Origin of the sequence: Methylorubrum subtropicum, assembly GCF_038442325.1 — a bacterium.
In the GTDB taxonomy this organism is placed as follows: Bacteria; Pseudomonadota; Alphaproteobacteria; order Rhizobiales; family Beijerinckiaceae; genus Methylobacterium; species Methylobacterium subtropicum.
The window spans coordinates 57,285-75,301 of sequence record NZ_JBBXMW010000004.1; the positions used below are offsets into that span (position 1 = coordinate 57,285).

Annotated in this window: 12 protein-coding genes; 4 read left to right on the forward strand and 8 right to left on the reverse strand. The window is 69.2% G+C overall.

All coding sequences use genetic code 11. The annotated features are described in order from the left end of the window. Positions 1 to 184: 184 nt before the first annotated feature. Positions 185 to 1,978: a PQQ-dependent methanol/ethanol family dehydrogenase gene (locus tag AAHG03_RS07225; RefSeq protein ID WP_342149828.1), complete on the forward strand. Its 1,794-nt coding sequence runs from the start codon at positions 185 to 187 to the stop codon at positions 1,976 to 1,978. Positions 1,979 to 2,090: 112 nt separating this feature from the next. On the opposite strand, the gene AAHG03_RS07230 is transcribed toward AAHG03_RS07225, so the two are convergent. Next, the gene (locus tag AAHG03_RS07230) at positions 2,091 to 2,318 is read right to left on the reverse strand and encodes a hypothetical protein (protein ID WP_342149829.1); all 228 of its coding nucleotides are present in this window, start codon (positions 2,316 to 2,318) and stop codon (positions 2,091 to 2,093) included. 567 nt (positions 2,319 to 2,885) lie between these two features. Between AAHG03_RS07230 and AAHG03_RS07235 the strand changes: the two genes are divergently transcribed. Continuing rightward, positions 2,886 to 3,812 (forward strand): LysR family transcriptional regulator, encoded by a 927-nt coding sequence (locus AAHG03_RS07235; protein ID WP_342149831.1) that lies wholly within the window; start codon positions 2,886 to 2,888, stop codon positions 3,810 to 3,812. A gap of 101 nt (positions 3,813 to 3,913) precedes the next feature. Here AAHG03_RS07235 and AAHG03_RS07240 read toward each other — a convergent pair whose 3' ends face one another. The 4 genes from AAHG03_RS07240 to AAHG03_RS07255 all read right to left on the reverse strand — a co-directional run bounded on the left by AAHG03_RS07240 (position 3,914) and on the right by AAHG03_RS07255 (position 11,071). Then, positions 3,914 to 5,212 (reverse strand): Hint domain-containing protein, encoded by a 1,299-nt coding sequence (locus tag AAHG03_RS07240; RefSeq protein WP_342149832.1) that lies wholly within the window; start codon positions 5,210 to 5,212, stop codon positions 3,914 to 3,916. Between the two features lie 286 nt (positions 5,213 to 5,498). Continuing rightward, positions 5,499 to 8,663, reverse strand: coding sequence for an error-prone DNA polymerase (locus AAHG03_RS07245; protein WP_342149833.1), 3,165 nt, complete (start codon positions 8,661 to 8,663; stop codon positions 5,499 to 5,501). A 259-nt stretch (positions 8,664 to 8,922) separates the two neighbouring features. Continuing rightward, positions 8,923 to 10,434 carry a DUF6504 family protein gene (locus AAHG03_RS07250; protein ID WP_342149835.1) on the reverse strand — a complete coding sequence of 504 codons (1,512 nt, stop codon included), beginning with the start codon at positions 10,432 to 10,434 and terminating at the stop codon, positions 8,923 to 8,925. Further along, positions 10,346 to 11,071 carry an ImuA family protein gene (locus AAHG03_RS07255; protein WP_342150280.1) on the reverse strand — a complete coding sequence of 242 codons (726 nt, stop codon included), beginning with the start codon at positions 11,069 to 11,071 and terminating at the stop codon, positions 10,346 to 10,348. The genes AAHG03_RS07250 and AAHG03_RS07255 overlap by 89 nt, the downstream gene beginning before the upstream one ends. Before the next feature lie 647 nt (positions 11,072 to 11,718). On the opposite strand from AAHG03_RS07255, the gene AAHG03_RS07260 reads away from it, so the two are divergent. After that, the gene (locus AAHG03_RS07260; protein WP_056242755.1) at positions 11,719 to 12,114 is read left to right on the forward strand and encodes a response regulator; all 396 of its coding nucleotides are present in this window, start codon (positions 11,719 to 11,721) and stop codon (positions 12,112 to 12,114) included. Between the two features lie 305 nt (positions 12,115 to 12,419). Here AAHG03_RS07260 and gyrA read toward each other — a convergent pair whose 3' ends face one another. The 3 genes from gyrA to AAHG03_RS07275 form a co-directional block, all read right to left on the reverse strand. Beyond that, positions 12,420 to 15,167, reverse strand: a complete 2,748-nt coding sequence (gyrA, locus tag AAHG03_RS07265; protein ID WP_342149836.1) for a DNA gyrase subunit A — start codon at positions 15,165 to 15,167, stop codon at positions 12,420 to 12,422. 331 nt (positions 15,168 to 15,498) lie between these two features. Next, on the reverse strand, positions 15,499 to 16,101 hold the full coding sequence (mobA, locus tag AAHG03_RS07270; protein WP_342149837.1) for a molybdenum cofactor guanylyltransferase MobA: 603 nt from the start codon (positions 16,099 to 16,101) through the stop codon (positions 15,499 to 15,501). Further along, positions 16,098 to 17,216 carry an Mrp/NBP35 family ATP-binding protein gene (locus tag AAHG03_RS07275; protein ID WP_342149839.1) on the reverse strand — a complete coding sequence of 373 codons (1,119 nt, stop codon included), beginning with the start codon at positions 17,214 to 17,216 and terminating at the stop codon, positions 16,098 to 16,100. The genes mobA and AAHG03_RS07275 overlap by 4 nt, the downstream gene beginning before the upstream one ends. Positions 17,217 to 17,440: 224 nt before the next feature. Between AAHG03_RS07275 and AAHG03_RS07280 the strand changes: the two genes are divergently transcribed. Further along, positions 17,441 to 17,944, forward strand: a complete 504-nt coding sequence (locus AAHG03_RS07280) for a pyridoxamine 5'-phosphate oxidase family protein (protein ID WP_342149841.1) — start codon at positions 17,441 to 17,443, stop codon at positions 17,942 to 17,944. The last annotated feature ends 73 nt before the right edge of the window (positions 17,945 to 18,017 follow it).

An 18,017-nucleotide genomic window follows, 5' to 3' on the forward strand; every position in this document is an offset into this window, starting at 1 on the left:
TCGACTGTAGAAATCAGCCGGACTTCTACATCGAAAACAATTTGCTGCGCTGCAAAATCCTTATCTTGGACTTATGGCCAATAACCACGCCGCCCGCGCCTGGATAGCTTGCCGAACGTGGGAAGCCGTTCGAGAGACCGAGACAAGGTCCGCCGGCCGCCCGTTCAGATCAGGAGGAAGTGCGATGAAGGTGCGTGACCGGTTCCTCGCGGCCGTGGGGGCTGCGGCGCTCCTCGCGGGCGCTTACCCTGCGCTCGCGGCGCCCGAGGCAAAGAACGACAAGGCGTCCGCCGGCGTCAGCAACGAGGCGATCCTCAACGACGCCAAGACCCCCGACGACGTCGTCACCTACGGCCTCGGCCTCCAGGCGCAGCGCTACTCGCCGCTGAAGGCCATCAACAAGGAGACGATCCAGGGCCTCGTGCCCGCCTACTCGTTCTCGTTCGGCGGCGAGAAGCAGCGCGGCCAGGAGAGCCAGGCGCTGATCAAGGACGGCGTGATCTACGTCACCGGCTCGTATTCGCGCATGTACGCGGTCGATTCCCGCACCGGCGAGAAGCTGTGGGAATACAACGCCCGCCTGCCCGAGGGCATCCTGCCCTGCTGCGACGTGGTGAACCGCGGCGCGGCGCTCTACAAGGACAAGGTCTATTTCGGCACGCTCGACGCCAAGCTCGTCGCGCTCGACGCCAAGACCGGCAAGGTCGTGTGGCGCAAGGACATCGACGACTTCAAGGCCGGCTACAGCTACACCGCCGCCCCCTTGATCGTGAACGGCAAGATCATCACCGGCGTGTCGGGCGGCGAGTTCGGCATCGTCGGCCGAGTCGAGGCCCGCGACGCCGAGACCGGCGAGGTCATCTGGAAGCGCCCCGTCATCGAGGGCCATATGGGCGAGCTGAACGGCAAGCCCTCCACGATGACCGGCAAGGTCAACGAGACCTGGCCGGGCGATATGTGGAAGTACGGCGGCGGCGCCACCTGGCTCGGCGGCACCTACGACGCCGAGACCAACCTCCTGTACTTCGGCACCGGCAACCCGGGCCCGTGGAACTCGGCCCTGCGCCCCGGCGACAACAAGTGGTCGGCCTCGCGCATCGCGCTCAACCCCGACAACGGCGAGATCGTATGGGGCTTCCAGACCACGCCGCACGACGGCTGGGACTTCGACGGCGTGAACGAGTTCGTGCCGTTCGATCTCCAGAAGGACGGCAAGACCGTCAAGGCCGGCGCCACCGCCGACCGCAACGGCTTCTTCTACGTCCTCGACCGCGCCAACGGGAAGTTCATCTCGGCCTCGCCGTTCGTCGAGAAGATCAACTGGGCCAAGGGCATCGATAAGGACGGCCGCCCGATCTACGACGACGCGTTCCGCCCCGGCGACCCGTCGAAGTCGGAGGACGGCAAGAAGGGCAAGTCCGTGTTCGCGGTGCCGAGCTTCCTCGGCGGCAAGAACTGGATGCCGATCGGCTACAGCCCCGACACCAAGCTGTTCTACGTCCCCTCGAACGAGTGGGGCATGGACATCTGGAACGAGCCGGTGAACTACAAGAAGGGCGCCGCCTATCTCGGCGCCGGCTTCACCATCAAGCCGGTCTTCGAGGATCATATCGGTTCGCTGAAGGCGATCGACCCGGCCACCGGCAAGGTGGTGTGGAACTACAAGAACAAGGCTCCGCTCTGGGGCGGCGTGCTCACCACCGGCGGCAACCTCGTCTTCACCGGCACGCCGGAGGGCTTCCTGAAGGCCTTCGACGCCAAGACCGGCGAAGAGGTGTGGAAGTTCCAGGTCGGCACCGGCGTGGTCTCCTCGCCGATCACCTGGGAGCAGGACGGCGAGCAGTGGATCGGCGTCGCGGCCGGCTGGGGCGGCGCGGTCCCGCTCTGGGGCGGCGAGGTGGCCAAGTCCACCGCCGGCATCAACCAGGGCGGCAGCTTCTGGGCGTTCAAGCTGCCCAAGAAGATGGCCGCGCGCTGATCGGGTCGGGCCGGCCCCCTCGGGGGTCGGCCTTCAGGAACGGGTGACGAAAAAGCCCCGGAGCGGTCCACCGCTCCGGGGCTTTTTCGATTCGCTCGAACATCGGCAAGCTTCAAGCGGCGGCCTCGGCACGGCGGGAGGCCTCCCAGCCCGCCAGCGCCCGCTCGCGCGCCTCGTAGGCGAGCCGCAGCAGGCTGTGGGGGCGCCCCTGCGCCTCGGGGCAAAGCGCCAGATCGGGATCGTCGGCGCGCCGGTCGAGGAGGCGCGCTGCCTCGGTCCGCCAGATGGCGTCGGCGGCGGCGAACAGGATTTCCAAGCTCCGCGGGCAGTTCTGGTACAAGGCACCGACTCTCTTCGAAACGTGCTCCGCCGATTTTCGAAGGGCGAGACACAGGACTGAGGGGGATTATCTGCCCATTCTCAGGGCAATCCCCAACAAGTGTTATCGAGTAACAATCGGCAGAGCCGGCTGTTCTGGTCAAGGCTTTGCCGCGCCGATCAGGCCCGCGCCAGCCGTCTCACTACGCACATCCTCGCGAGCAGAGGGAAAAGCCGGCCTATTGCGCGCGAAATCCGAAAGAACCTTCTCAAAAACGCATCATTACAAAGGGAAGGTGTTTTCGGGGTGGTGGGAGTTTCCGCGGGTGGTATTGAAACAACAAAAATCATCATACGTTGACGAAGCGTCGTTCGGCCTCGGCCGGGCCAAAAATCACAAATGTTTAAAAGCACTCTCGCCTCTCAGCCGTTCCGCCGCCGTTGAGTCTCTGCGGATGTGCGTTTCGTTTGTTCGTGACGACCTTCGAACGTGCCTTGCGGGACTTTCGATCGACGCTGTGCTCTCGGACCGAGACGCGCGGAGGCAGTCCACGGGAGGCACCCAGCATTTGGAGCGGATCGCTCAGGCATGCCCCACCCCCAAGTCTTGCGCGACATGGCCCTGTTCGTCGAAGTGGCCAAGCGGCGAAGTTTCAGCCAAGCCGCACTCGTCCTGGGGATGCCGGTCTCCTCGCTGTCGCGGCGAATCACCGTGTTCGAGACGGCGATCGGTCTGCGCCTGCTCGACCGCACCACCCGCCGCCTGACGCTGACCTCCTACGGCGAGGCCTATTTCGCCCAGGCGATGCGCCTCGTGGAGGAGGCGCAGCAGGCCTACGACGACATCATGGCGGAGGCGAAGGGGCCGAGCGGCCTGCTCAAGATCGCCGTGCCCGCCGACGGATGGGTCAACGAGCACCTGTCGGGCATCGTCTCGGACTTCGCCAACGGCAACGAGCATGTCCGGATCCAGCTCGGCCTCGGCCACGGGCCGGTCGATCTGATGGACGAGCGCTACGATCTGGCGCTCGCGGTCGAGACGCCGCGCGAGACCTCGCTGATCGTGCGCAAGGTGGCCGAACTCGCCAACGGCATCTTCGCCGCCCCGTCCTATCTCGAGGACTGGGGCCGGCCGATGAGCCCGCCCGATCTTTCCGAACACAACGTCCTCGTCGCCATGCAACCGACGAACTGGTCGTTCGTCCGCGGTGAGGAGGCCGCCTCCACCGCAGTCTCGGGTCAGATCGGCTGCAATTCGCCGGGCCTGATGCGTACCTTCGCTCTCGCCGGTCACGGGTTATTCGCCGCGAGCCTCAGCGCCGTCCGGCCCGACCTCGCCAGCGGCGCGTTGGAGCAGGTGATGGCGGATTGGACGCTCCAGCCGACGCCGCTCTACATCGTGACGACCTCGCGGCTGTTGCCGGCCAAGGTGCGCAGCTTCATCGACTTCGCCACACGCCGCCTCTCGGTCCTGTCCGACGCCGTCGAGGCGCCGGTGCGGGAGGCGGCGGGGTAGGACGCCCGCAAACGGCGAGGCCGCCCCGGATTCGGCATCCGGGGCGGCGTTCACTGTCTTCGCGAAGGGGCTCGGGTTGCCCCGAGCCCGTCGTTCCGCCCTCAGGCGACGAGCCGCAGCTCCGCCTTGCCGCCGGCGCGACCATGATCGACCCAGCGCGGCAGGGCCGGGGCGGCGAGGTCGATGCGCAGGAAGAACTCGTCGCGGCAGCCCTGCCACAGCGAGGCCGGCACGCGTGCCCGCGCCGTCGTCCAACGGTGCCCCTCACCCGCCGCATGGAAGCCGTCGACCAGCTCGGCGCTGTCGGCCTGCAGGGTCCGGCGCACGCTCAGGCCGTCGTCGGCGGTCAGGGCGGCGAGGCAGAGGCCGAGCGCCCGGTCGTCGGCGCTGCGGCCGAGATGGGCCGGCACGCTGGTCTCGCATTCGAGCCAGACCTCGCGGGCGTCGGCGGGCAGGCGGACGCGGGCGCTGAGGCCCTGACTCTCCGGCTGCACGATCTGCCCATCGGCCACGATCCGCAACTCGGCGAACGGCGTTTCGACCAGGGCCCAGCCGAGGGTCTCGGCCCGGTCGCTCAGGCGCTCGCGCACGGCATCCACCAGGGGGCCGCCCTCGTGCAGCGGACGGCAGAACGCTTCCCGGCCGCTCGGACGCATGTCGGGCGCCGCGTTGAGGTCGGTCACGGGTGCATCGTCGAAGAAGGCACGGTTGCCGCACTCGATGTAGCTCTCGCTCGGCAGGCCTTCCGCAAGCAGGATATCGTGACTGTCGAGTTCGATATGCCAGTAGGTGATCTCCTCGACCGCGACCTGCGTGATCGTGGTGCCGTTGATGAGGCGGCAGGCCGGGACCAGCACTTCGCCGAGGATATTGATGCAGATCGCGTGGGCCGGCGAGACGAGCAGGTCGCGGGCAGGCCGGCCATCGCCGAAGGCGTCGCGGGCGATGCGCACCGGCAGGACCTGAGTGAGATCGGCGCGGCCCGCGCAATCGATGGTGCGACGACCGAGCCAGCGGATCGGCCGGTGCGCGCCCGACGCGGTCAGGACCGTGTCGCCGACGCTCAGCTCCTCGACCCGCACCTCGCCCTTCGGCGTGCGGATGCGCGTGCCGGAGGCGAAGCAGACGATGGTCGGGCTGTCGGGCGCGGTGGTGGTGAGGGTGGTGTTGACGGGCGTGACGACGTTGGCGAGCGGCACGCTGCCGTTGCTCACCGCCACCGCGACCGGCGTCGGCAGGCCCGTCACCGTCACGCTGAAGTAATAGACCGGCTCGACCACGCCGTTCGGCTGGCTGAAGCCGATATAGGTGCCGGGCAGGCCGGCGCCGACGATGCCGCCGATGTTGAGATCGACCGCGACCGGCGAGCCGGGCTTATCGATCGCGCCGTTGATCGTCACGCTCGAAGCACCGCTGGCCACGCTTGTGCCAGTAAAACTGCCCAGAGCAACAGCTCCGAGCGTAGCGTGATTGGCACCGAACGACGTATTGACGAAATTCTCAGACATTTACGGTCCCCTTGCGCCGTCAAATCTCAGTCAGGGGATGAGTAACGTTTTATTAGCCATAGTATATCGGCCAATACCCAAAACATCTTCCATTACGCAGCGCGAATGTTTGGGAGGCAGTTTCCACAGGCGTTTTCGCAAAATGTTGCCTGTTGCGCGTCGGCAACAACCCGAATCGTCAGCGGAAGTTGCGCGACCGCACCGGCAGGCGTGTGCCTCGTGCCGGCTCCGAAGCGCCTTCCTGCTCGATGCGGCCCAAGAGATCGGAGCGGTCGAACAGATCGGCGGCGATGAGGTGGACGACCACGCCGACCCGCTGCACCCGGCCGCGGCAGGCCATCAGCCGGGCAGCGAGCACGGTGCGGCGGGCGCGCTCGAACAGGTCGGGGCGCACGATCAGGTTGGCGATGCCGGTCTCGTCCTCCAACGTCAGGAACATCGTGCCCTTGGCCGAGCCCGGCCGCTGGCGCATCAGCACGAGGCCGCAGACCGTGAGCCGCGTCCCGTCGCGGGCCTCGGCCAACCGGGCGCAGGGCCGGGCGCCCAAATCCGTCAGCGTGTCGCGCAGGAAGCTCAGCGGATGAGCCCGCAGGCTGAGGCCCTTGGCGCGGTAATCGGCCACCACTTCGCCGCCCGCGCTCAGCGGCGGCAGGACGACCGGCGGCTCGGCGATGGCGGGCTCGGCCGAGCCCCCTTGCTCCGAATCGTTTCGGGCCGCGGCGGCGAAGAGCGGCAGCGCGGCCGGCACCAGAGCGCGCACCGCCCAGGCGGCCTCCCGCCGGTTCAGGCCGAGCGAGCGGAACGCGTCGGCCCGCACGAGGCAGGCGAGCGAGGCGGTGGGCAGGCCGGTGCGCTCCGACAACGCGGCGAGCGTCAAGAATTTCTGCGATTCCCGCGCCGCGACCAGACGCGACCCGTCGCGCTCAGGGAAGCCGCCGACGAGGCGCAGGCCCAGCCGCACCGCAAAAAGCCCATCCTCGACCCGCTCCAGGGTGCAGTCCCACTGCGAAAAATTCACGTCGATGGGATGGATCGGGACGCCGTGTTCGCGGGCGTCGCGCACGATCTGGGCGGGGGCGTAGAAACCCATCGGCTGCGCGTTCAGCAGGGCGGCGCAAAAAACGTCCGGGTGGTGGCACTTCAGGTAGGACGAGGCGTAGGCGAGCAGGGCGAAGGAGGCCGCGTGGCTCTCCGGGAAACCGTAGGAGCCGAAGCCTTCGAGCTGGCGGAAGGTGCGCTCGGCGAAGTCGCGGGCGTAGCCGTTGGCGACCATCCCCTCGATCAGCCGCCCCTGGAAGCGGTGGACGCCCCCCGTCATCTTGAAGGTCGCCATGGAGCGGCGCAGTTCGTCGGCCTCCGCCGCGGTGAAGCCGGCGCCGACCATGGCGACCTGCATCGCCTGCTCCTGGAACAGCGGCACGCCGAGCGTCTTTTCGAGGACTCTTTTCAGCTCGGGCGTCGGATAGGTGACCTTTTCGTGCCCCTCACGGCGGCGGAGATAAGGGTGAACCATGTCGCCCTGGATCGGGCCGGGGCGCACCAGGGCCACCTCGATCACGAGGTCGTAGAACTTCTTCGGCTTCATCCGCGGCAGCATCGCCATCTGCGCGCGGCTCTCGATCTGAAAGACGCCGACCGTGTCGGCCCGCCGGATCATCGCGAAGGTGGCGGGATCGTCCTGCGGGATCGCGGCGAGGTCGAGGGTTTCCCCCTTGGCGTCCTTCAGGAGGCCGAAGGCCCGGCGCAGGCAGCCGAGCATGCCGAGGCCGAGCACGTCGACCTTCATGAACTTGAGGGCGTCGATGTCGTCCTTGTCCCACTCGATGACCTGACGGTTCTCCATCGCGGCGGGCTCGACCGGCACCAGTTCGTCGAGGCGGTCGAGAGTCAGCACGAAGCCGCCGGGATGCTGCGACAGGTGGCGCGGCGTGCCGATCAGCTCGCGGGCGATCTCCAGGGTGAGGCGCAGGCGCCGGTCGGAGGCGTCGAGGCCGAGCGCCTTCAGCTCCCGCTCGCCCGCGCCCTCGCCGCCCCAGGGCCAAGTCAGCCGGTTGAGCGCGCCGGTCACTTCTTCCGGCAGCCCCAGCACCTTGCCGACCTCGCGCAACGCCCCGCGGGCGCGGTAGCGGCTGACGACGGCGGTGAGCGCGGCGCGGTGGCGGCCGTAGGTGTCGAAGATCCACTGGATCACCTGCTCGCGCCGCTCGTGCTCGAAATCGACGTCGATGTCGGGCGGCTCGCGCCGGGCGTCGGAGACGAAGCGCTCGAACAGCAGGCTGCCCTGCACGGGGTCGATGGCGGTGATGCCCAGGCAGTAGCAGACCGCGGAATTGGCCGCCGAGCCGCGCCCCTGGCACAGGATCTTTTGCGATTCGGCGTAGGCCACGATGGCGTGGACGGTGAGGAAGTAGGGGGCGTAGCCGAGCCGGGCGATCAGGCCGAGTTCGTGGACGAGTTGGCGCGCTACCGCCTCCGGCACGCCGTCCGGATAGCGCCGCTCGGCCCCGGCCCAGGTCAGGAGTTCGAGCCGCTCCCGCGCGCTCCGGCCGTCCGCGCCGGATTCGGCGGGGTATTCGTAGGCGAGGTCGTCGAGCGAGAAGCGGCAGGCCTGCGCGATCTCGCCTGCACGCGCCAGCGCCTCGGGGAAGCGGGCGAACAGGCGCGCGGTCTCCTCCGGGGCTTTCAGGAAGCGGTCGGCGTGGCGCTCCTTGAGGAAGCCCGCCCGCTCGATGGTGACGCCCAGCCGAATGCAGGTCGCCACGTCCTGCAACCGGCGCCGCTGGCGGGCGTGGTAGAGGATGTCGCCGGTGGCGACGAGGGGCACCCGCGCCCGCCGGGCGGCCTCGGCCAGGGTGTCGAGCCGCGCGGCGTCGTCGGGCCGGAAGCGGCGGGTGAGGGCGCAGGAGGCGCGGGCGCCGAACAGGGTTTTCAAGCGGGCCAGTTCGTCCCCGAGGCGCGGATCGGTATGCTCCGCCAGCAAAATGGCAAAAAACCCCTCCTGCCACGCCTCGACGTCCCGCCACGTCAGCACGCAGCGTCCCTTGCCGCCCCGCGCCTTGCCGAGGCTGAGCAGCCGGCACAGCCGGCCATAGGCCGCCCGGTCGGTGGGATAGACGAGGAGCGGGGCCGCATCCTTCAGATCGAGCCGGCAGCCGACGACGAGGCGCACCCCCGTGACCTTCGCCGCCTGATGCGCCCGCACCATCCCGGCGAGCGAGCCGTGGTCGGTCACGCCCAACGCCGGGATGCCGAGCAGGCTGGCCGCGGCGAACAGCTCCTCCGGGCTCGACGCGCCGCGCAGGAAGGAGAAGTGGGTGGTGACATGGAGTTCGGGGATGCTCACCGGGCGCCCCGCTGGGGGCGGTGGCTTCCGTAAAAGCGGTTCTCAGCGAACAGGACGAAGCGCTTCTCCTCCCCCTTGTGGGGAGGAGGTAGGAGGTGGGGGTGGCTCAGGATGGATCGCCGAGCCCCATCCGGCACCACCCCCACCCCGAACCCCTCCCCACAAGGGGGAGGGGACCCGTGCTCAAGCTTCGTCCGACAGCCCGACCGGGATGCCGCCCCATTGCCACCAGGCCCGACGGCGAAAAACCCAAAAAAACTCACGCCTCGCCGAGCCCATGCAGCCACCAGCGGCCCTCGGCCTCCATCGGCCCATCGCGAAATAGCCAGAAGCGCTCGCCGCCTTCCGTCTCGACCCGGTAATAGTCGCGGACCCGATCGGCCTCGTCGTCGGCGACCCACCATTCGCTTAAGATTCGCTCCGGCCCGTCGGCGCGGGCGATGCGGTGGCGGGCGCCGCGCCAGACGAAGAACAGCGGCGGCGCGTCGGGAATCTCGGCCATCGCCGTGACGGGCTCGGGGGCGTCGAGGAGGCGGGCCGGGCGCGGCAGGTCGGCGGGCCAGAGCGCGCCAGAGGGGGCGCTGAGCGGGGCGACGCGGCGCACGGCGCACTCGGGCAGGTCGCTCTCGACGGGAGCGAGCCGGTAGACCCGCTCCGGCCCGAGACGCATCCGCAGGGTGTCGATGAGCGCGGCGAGGTCGGCGATGGCCGGGCCCTGCCCGAGGACCGCGCCCGAGAGCTGGCGCTCGGCCAGGGGCTCGGTGCGGGAGGCGGTCAGAGTCATCTCCTCGATGCCGAAACCGGGATCGATCCGCGGCAGGCGCTCCGTGAGGAGGCGGGCGAGATGAGCGGCGTCGCGGCTGCCCCGCGCGGTGCCGACGCGGATCGCCTGATCGAGGCGATCGACCCGGCGGAACACGAGGTCGAGCCGGCGCGCCCCGAGCCCGGCCCGCTCCAGATCGGGCACCAGCCGGGCGCAGAGGTCGGCGACGACGTTTTTCAGCACCTCCGGGCTCCCGATCGGCTCGGCGAAGCGCGCGGCGGCCTGCGGCACGTCGGGGGCGGTGAGGAAGGCGAGCGGTTCGGGCTCGGCGCCGAGCGCCCGGTCGAGCCGCAGCAGCGGCTCGGGGCCGAAGCGGCGGCGCAAGGGGGCGCGGGGCGCGCTCATCAGGCCGCCGACCCGCTCGATGCCGACCTCGCGGAGCGCCGCGACGATCTCCGGCGACAGGCGCAGGGCCGCGACCGGCAGCGGCGCCAGGGCGGTGGCCAGCCCGCCCGGCGGCACGATCCCGCCCGGCCCGAACCGGGCGAGCGCCCAGGCGCCGCCGGGGGTGTCGGCGAGCGCGATGCGTGCGGACAGGCCGGTGCGCTCCAGCCGCGCGAAAAGGTCGGCGATCAGCGCCACCTCGCCACCCATGAGATGGGCGGCGCCCGCGATGTCGATCAGCAGGCCGTCGGGGGAATCGAGGGCGACGAGGGGGGCGTAGCGCAGGCACCAGAGCCCGAGCCGCGCGAGCGCCGCCGCGTCGGCGTCGGGCTCGGCGGGGACGAGATGCAGGCCCGGCACCATCGCCATGGCTTGGGCCGCCGCCATGCCGGGGCGCAGGCCGGCGCGCCGGGCGGCAGCGTCGATCCCGGCCAGCACCCGGCGGGGGCCGTCCTGGCGCACGGTCGCCAGCGGCTCACCGAAGGGCGGCACGGCGGAGGGCGCGCTCCGGCGCAGCCGGTCGGTCGGCCAGGACGGCAGGCACAGCGAGACGACCCTGCGCATCGCAGGCCTCCACGATCCACGAGCCCGGCGCCCCGCCGCGGCAGCGCTGCAGGTCGAGCCGCCAGCGGGGGCGGCCGAGATGACGATTCGTGTCCGTGTCGGACGGGGCCGGGCTGACCCGCCAGCGGGTGCGGGCGGCCGTCGATTCCGGCTCGACCGCCTCGCCCGCGCAGACCCGGTGCAGCACCAAAGCGGTCACGCCCGAGCCTTCGGCCGCGAGTTGGAGCCGGCGCGAGGGCGTCAGCGCCATGCGGGTCAGCTCGCCGACGACGCCGGCCAGCCCGCGATGGCGCAGGCCTTCTTCCATCGCGGGCAGCACCTCGGCGTCGCGCCACGTCTCGCAATAGACCACCCGGTCGGGATGGAGCCCGACGCGGGCGAGCGCCGGGGCGAACAGGTCGCGGCTGTGCAGGCACCACAGCACCGGCCCGTCGATCCGGGCCAGGATGCCGCCCGCGAACAGCACGGCCGACGCCGCGTAGCGCCCCCGCGGCCCGCCCTCGTGGATCTGGTGCAGAGCGCCGAGCGCCAGCCCGCCGCCGGGCAGGGCCTGATCGAGGCCAGGGGCTCCGAACGGCAGCACCGCGCGGTCCGTGCGGGGCGTCGGCTCGGCGAGCCGGCGCAGCTCGGCCAGGATGTTTTTGGTCTTTGCCGGGGGAGGGCGGATCGGTCTCTGGCTCGTTGAAGCAGGACCACCGTGTTGAGGCCCCCACAAGCGAAAAGGATTGGGCGTCTCTCCTCCCCCTTGCGGGGAGGAGGGAGGAGGTGGGGGTGGTTCAGGAGGAACCAGAGCGGTGCCTTCTGCCTGACCCCCACCCCTGACCCCTCCCCGCAAGGGAGAGGGGACCCGCGTCATGTCCTGCCGGGCCGCGGCAACCTTCAAGTCGGGCAAGAGGGCAGGGGGCATGGACCGGACTGGGTTGCGAGATCGGGATTAGAACAAAGAGTGAACACGCCGGAGCCGCATCCGGTCAACCGCTCAAGCTCCGTCCTCCCTGTTGAAAATGCGGATTTTATTCCGTGCGCAGGCTTGACCTTCAGCGCGGCCCCGCGACTCGCCCGAAGCCCTGCGCGCGGCGCGGGCAATCGACGCAGGCACCCGCCAAAAGCGCATGCGGGCCGTGTACCCATGCAACAAATCCGGCCGCTGTTGCCGTCGAACGACAGACCTTTGCGCGCGCCGACCTATCGTGTCTCAGTGCCAGAGACGTGATCGGGGTTTATCGTCTCACGCGGGCCTGACGCCCGCATTCCCCGGTTCGGGCTCGCAACTGTGCCAGGGCCATGAGTGACGCACGACCCACGGGCCGCAAGCCCGTCATTCTCGTCGTCGAGGATGAGCCCGACGAGCGCTACCTCGCGGCCGAACTCCTCGAGGAGAAGGGTTTCGAGGTGATCGAGGCCGAGACGGCCGAGCGCGCCCTCGAGATCCTGCGCCAGCGCGGCGACCGGATCGACGTGGTGTTTTCCGATGTCCGCACCCCGGGCACGATCGGGGGGTTCGAACTCGCCCGCATCATCGGCGTGACGTGGCCGCGCATCCGCATGCTGCTGACCTCGGGCGACGCGGGCGACCAGCCGAGCGACCTGCGCGTCACCGCGACCTTCATGCCGAAACCCTGGCGCGCGCCGGAGATCCTGACATGGCTGGAAGAGGCCGCGGGCCTGCGCGAGTCCTGAAACGCTTCAGGTCGATCGCTTCGGAGTGACGCGCATCCCCTCACCCCGCCATGCGGGGAGAGGGCCGCGACGACCCCGTCGTCGTCGCGGCGAGGCGGCAGCCGAAGGTGAGGGGGCGGTTCCGGAGGAATCTCTTCCGTCGAGGCCCCCTCACCGCCGCTTCGCTTCCTGTAGAGACGACGAGGTCCCTACAGGCCTCTCCCCCGACAGATCCTGGGCTTACCCAGGATCTGCAAGCAGGAACCAAAGTCGGGCAGGCCCGACTTTGAGCGGGGAGAGGGGGGAACCAGCTGGTCCCGATGCGATCAGTCCGACGCCACCCCTGCGGCCGCGTCCTCGCCGCCCTCGTCCTCGCCCTCGATGTGCTCGACCGAGACCACGCGCTCGGCCTTGTCGGTGTTGAACACCGTCACGCCCTGCGAGGCGCGGCCGACGATGCGGATGTCGTCCACCGGCACGCGGATGAGCTGGCCGGCATTGGTCACCAGCATGATCTGGTCCGAGGCCTCCACGGGGAAGGAGGCGACGAGGTTGCCGTTGCGGGCGTTGACCCGCATCGCCGTGATGCCCTTTCCGCCGCGGCCCGAGGTTCGGTACTCGTAGGCCGAGGATCGCTTGCCGAAGCCGTTCTCCGACAGGGTGAGGACGAATTGTTGGGCCCCCCCCAACGCGGCGTAGCGCTCCTGCGACAGGGCGGCGGCCTCGGTCCCAGCTTCCTCGGCATCGGCATCGCTGCCCTCGGGTGAGGTATCGCCGATCACGGCACGCTGCATCTTGAGGAAGGCCACGCGCTCCTCGGGCGACGCCTCGACGTGGTTGAGGATCGCCATCGAGATGACCTTGTCGTCCTTGGCGAGGTTGATGCCGCGCACGCCGGTGGAATCGCGGCCCTTGAACACGCGCACGTCCTCGACGGGGAAGCGGATGCACTGACCGAGCGCGGTGGTCAGCAGCACGTTCTGCTCGGGCCGGCAGATCTCGACATGGACGATGTGGTCGCCCGGATCGAGCTTCATCGCGATCTTGCCGTTGCGGTTCACGGTCGTGAAGTCCGACAGCTTGTTGCGGCGCACGTTGCCGGAGGCGGTGGCGAACATCACGTCGAGGCTGTCCCAGGACGATTCGTCCTCGGGCAGCGGCATGATGGTCGAGATGCGCTCGCCTTGGTTCTGCAGGTGCAGGATGTTGACGAGCGCCTTGCCGCGGGCATTCGGCGCGGCGATGGGCAGGCGCCAGACCTTCTCCTTGTAGGCCTGCCCCTGGTCGGAGAAGAACAAGACCGGGGTGTGCGTGCTCGCAACGAACAGGCGGGTGACGAAATCCTCGTCGCGGGTCGCCATGCCGGACCGGCCCTTGCCGCCGCGCTTCTGCGCCCGGTAGGTCGAGAGTGGCACGCGCTTGACGTAGCCGGCGTGGGACACGGTCACGACCATGTCCTCGCGGGCGATCAGGTCCTCGTCCTCGACGCTCGAATCCGAATCGACGATCTCGGTCTTGCGTGGCGTCGCGAACAGCTCGCGGACCTCCGCCAGCTCGCCCTTGACGATGGCCTGGATGCGGGCGCGGGAGCGCAGGATGTCGAGATAGTCGGCGATCTCGTCGGCCAGCTTCTTCAGTTCGTCGCCGATCTCGTCGCGGCCCAGAGCCGTCAGGCGCTGGAGGCGAAGATCGAGGATGGCGCGGGCCTGGGTCTCGGACAGGCGGTAGGTGCCGTCATCCGCCACGCGATGGCGCGGGTCGTCCACGAGCGCGATCAGCGGGGCGATGTCGTGGGCAGGCCAGTCGCGGGCCATCAGGGCCTCGCGCGCCGTGTTCGGGTCCGGCGAGGTGCGGATCAGGCGGATCACCTCGTCGATGTTGGCGACCGCGATGGCCAGACCGCACAACACGTGGGCGCGCTCGCGCGCCTTGTTGAGCAGGAACTTGGTGCGCCGGGAGACGACCTCTTCGCGGAAGTCGTTGAAGGCCTGGAGCAGGTCCTTCAGGTTCATGAGTTCGGGGCGCCCGCCGTTCAGCGCCACCATGTTGGCACCGAACGAGGTCTGGAGCGGGGTGTAGCGGTAGAGCTGGTTCAGCACGACGTCGGCGATGGCGTCGCGCTTGAGTTCCACCACGATGCGCATGCCGTCGCGGTCGGATTCGTCGCGAAGGTCGGAGATGCCCTCTAACCGCTTCTCCTTCACCAGCTCGGCGATTTTTTCGATGAGCGTCGCCTTGTTCACCTGATACGGGATCTCGGTGAAGATCAGCGCCTCGCGCTCCTTGCGCAGTTCCTCCGTATGCGAGCGCGCCCGCATGATGATCGAGCCGCGGCCCGTGGTGTAGGCCTGCCGCGTGCCGGACCGGCCGAGGATCAGGCCGCCGGTGGGGAAATCGGGGCCCGGCACGATCTCGTTGAGGCCCTCGATGGTGAGGGCCGGATCGTCCATCAGCGCGATGCAGGCATCGACGAGTTCGCCGAGATTGTGCGGCGGGATGTTGGTCGCCATGCCGACCGCGATGCCGCCCGCGCCGTTGACCAAGAGGTTCGGGAAGCGCGCCGGGAGGACCGTCGGCTCCTCGCGGGAATCGTCATAGTTCGACTGGAAGTCGACGGTGTTCTTGTCGATGTCGGTGAGCAGAGAGATCGCGGGCTTGGCGAGCCTCGACTCGGTGTAGCGCATGGCCGCCGGCGGATCGCCGTCGACCGAGCCGAAATTGCCCTGCCCGTCGATGAGCATGAGGCGCATGGAAAAGTCCTGCGCCATGCGCACCAGCGCGTCGTAGATCGATTGGTCGCCGTGCGGGTGGTAGAGACCGATCACGTCGCCGACGATGCGGGCCGACTTGACGTATTTGCGCTCCGGCAGGTGCCCCGACTCGAAGGCCGAGTAGAGGATGCGCCGATGCACCGGCTTCAGGCCGTCGCGCGCGTCCGGCAGCGCCCGGCTCACGATCACGCTCATGGCGTAATCGAGATAGGACCGGCGCATCTCGTCGGTGATGGAAACGGGCTTGATGTCGGTGGCCGGCGGCGGCGCGCCCGTGCCGGTCGGATCGTTGTCGTCTGCCAACGTCGCTCTCTCAGTTCTCGTCGATGCGCCCGCGGCTCGTCACCGGCGGGCGGATGAGATGACCGGGACGATCATCCCGCAACCCACCCTCATCCCCTTCACACCCTCATCCTGAGGTGCCGGAGCGCAGCGGAGGCCTCGAAGGAGGGCTCCAGATGTCGCTGCGATCCCTGGAGCGCTCCTTCGGGGCCGCTTCGCGGCACTTCAGGATGAGGGGAATGGATAGGATAGGCCACACGCGACCAAAGGCCGTCGTTTCAGTTACTTAAATATGAAATGCGGGGCTTTCACACAACAGCGGAGCGCCCGCGATCCCCGTTTTGCGGGTGGATCACTGCGCCCGCGTCAAAAGAACCTCCGCCGCCGCCAGATCCTCCGGCGCGTTGAGGTTCAGGAACGGATCGACCGGCTCCACCGGCCAGGACACCACATCCGCCCCGTGGCGCTCGATGAAGCCGCCGACGCGGCGCTCGCCGGCCGTCAGCCACGCCCGCAGGTCGTCGCGCAAAGCCACCGGCCAGAGCGCAGAAGTGAAGTGGCGCCGCTCGCCCGAGGCCGCGAGCGCGATCGGGCTCGTTCCGGCGGCAGTCAGGCGCGCCACGTAATCGGTGGGCAGGAACGGCGCGTCGCCCGGTACGCTGGCAACGTGGGTCACGCCCATTTCCGCGGCGGCTTCGAGCCCGGCCAGGAGGCCGGCGAGCGGGCCGGGATTGTCCGGTACCGTGTCGGGCAGGATCGAACCCGAGAACACGGTGCGGAACCGCTCCGGGTCGCCGTTGGCGCTGAGCGCCAGCCGGCCCCCGCATTGCGGTCCGAGCCGCTCGGCGACGCGCTCCAGCAGGGTGCGGCCGGCCAGAACCTTGAGCGGCTTGTCGCCGCCGCCCATACGCCGCGACAGGCCGCCGGCCAGGATCAGGCCGAGAACCGGACTCACTCGATGACGATCTTGGGCGCCGCCCGGCCGACGGGCGCGCCGGTGAGGTTGCCCCACAGCTTCTCGGCGATGCCCCGATAGACCTTGGCTTGCGGCCCGTCCGGATCGGTCGCGACCACGGGGCGGCCGGCATCCGAGGTCTCGCGGATCGCCATGGTGAGCGGGATCTCGCCGAGGAACGGCACCTCCAGCCGCTCGGCCTCGTGGCGGGCGCCGCCATGGCCGAAGATGGCCGAGGCCGTGCCGCAATGCGGGCAGATGAACGTCGCCATGTTCTCGATCACGCCGAGGATCGGCACCGAGACCTTGCGGAACATCGTCACGCCGCGCCGCGCGTCGATGAGCGCGAGATCCTGCGGCGTCGAGACGATCACGGCGCCCGACAGCGGCGTCGCCTGGGCCATGGTGAGCTGCGCGTCGCCGGTGCCGGGCGGCATGTCGACGACGAGCACGTCGAGATCGCCCCAGGCGACGTCGCGCAGCATCTGCGTGATGGCCGACTGCACCATCGGCCCGCGCCAGATCATCGCCGATTCCGGCTCGATCAGGAACCCGATCGACATCGCCTTCAGGCCGTAGGCCTCCATCGGCTCCAGCACCCGGCCCTCGATCACCCGCGGCTTGCCTGACAAACCGAGGAGCTTCGGCACCGAGGGGCCGTAGATGTCGGCGTCCAGCAGGCCGACCTTGAGCCCCTGTGCCCGCAGGGCGAGGGCGAGGTTGCAGGCGGTGGTGGATTTGCCGACGCCGCCTTTGCCCGAGGCCACCGCCACGATGTGGCGCACGCCCGGAAGGGAGTTGCCCTGGCGCGGCGGCACCGGGGCGGCGCCCGGCTGGCGCGGCGCGCCGGGGCCGGGGGCGTTGGGCCGCTCGGAGGTGAGGCTCGCCAGCACGCTCGACACGCCGGGCAGCGCCAGCACCCGCCCCTCCGCCTCGCGACGGATCGGCTCGAACCGCTCGGCCTCGCTCGGATCGACCGAGATCGAGAACATCACGCGGTTGCCCGCATCGATCACCACCTGCGACAGGCGGCCGGAGCCGGGCAGCGTGGGGCCGCCGCTCGCGAGCGTGACGGTCGAGAGCGCGCTGAGCACGTCGTCGCGGGTGATGGCCAAGGGGAAGCTCCGTCGAGCGGTTCTTTGAACTCTTGTCCATCTAACCGCGCTTGCCGGAAACACCAGTCCGAAGACGATTTCCGCGCCGCCGCAGGCCACATCCGCGCAGGGCGCCCCTGAACCAACCCCGGCCTCGCTCGTTGTCGAGGCAATCTCGCCGGGATCGCGCGAAGCGCGCGCCGTCCTGATGCGCACGCAATTGTCTGAGTTGGAGAAGGCCCCCCATGCACCAGGGCAACCATCGCGACCACGAGGGCGCGAAGAAGCTCTTCGAGCTGACCAAGGACATCAAGGTCGCGATGCTGACCACCGCCGATCAGGCCGGCACGCTCAACAGCCGTCCGATGTGGAACAACGACATCGACGAGAACGGCGACATCTGGTTCTTCACCAAGCTGCATTCGCCCAAGACCGCCGAGATCAGCCGCGACAACCAGGTGAACCTCGCCTATTCCGATCCGTCGAGCCAGACCTACGTCTCGATCGCCGGCAAGGCCGAGGTGATCCGCGATCAGGCGCTGATCGACGAGAAGTGGCAGGAAAGCCTCAAGACGTGGTTCCCCAACGGCAAGAACGACCCCGAGGTCGGCCTGATCCGCATCCACCCGGAGCAGGGCGAGTACTGGGACAGCCCGTCCTCGACGATGGTCCATCTCTACGGCTACGTGAAGGCCACGCTGACCGGCGAGAGCCCGAAGACCGAGACCAAGAAGGTCAACCTCGCGTAAGCACTCCGGCAGTCTGAAAGTTTTGGACAAGCACTCCCACCCCGCTGGTGGGGGTGCTTTTTGCGTTGCGAGC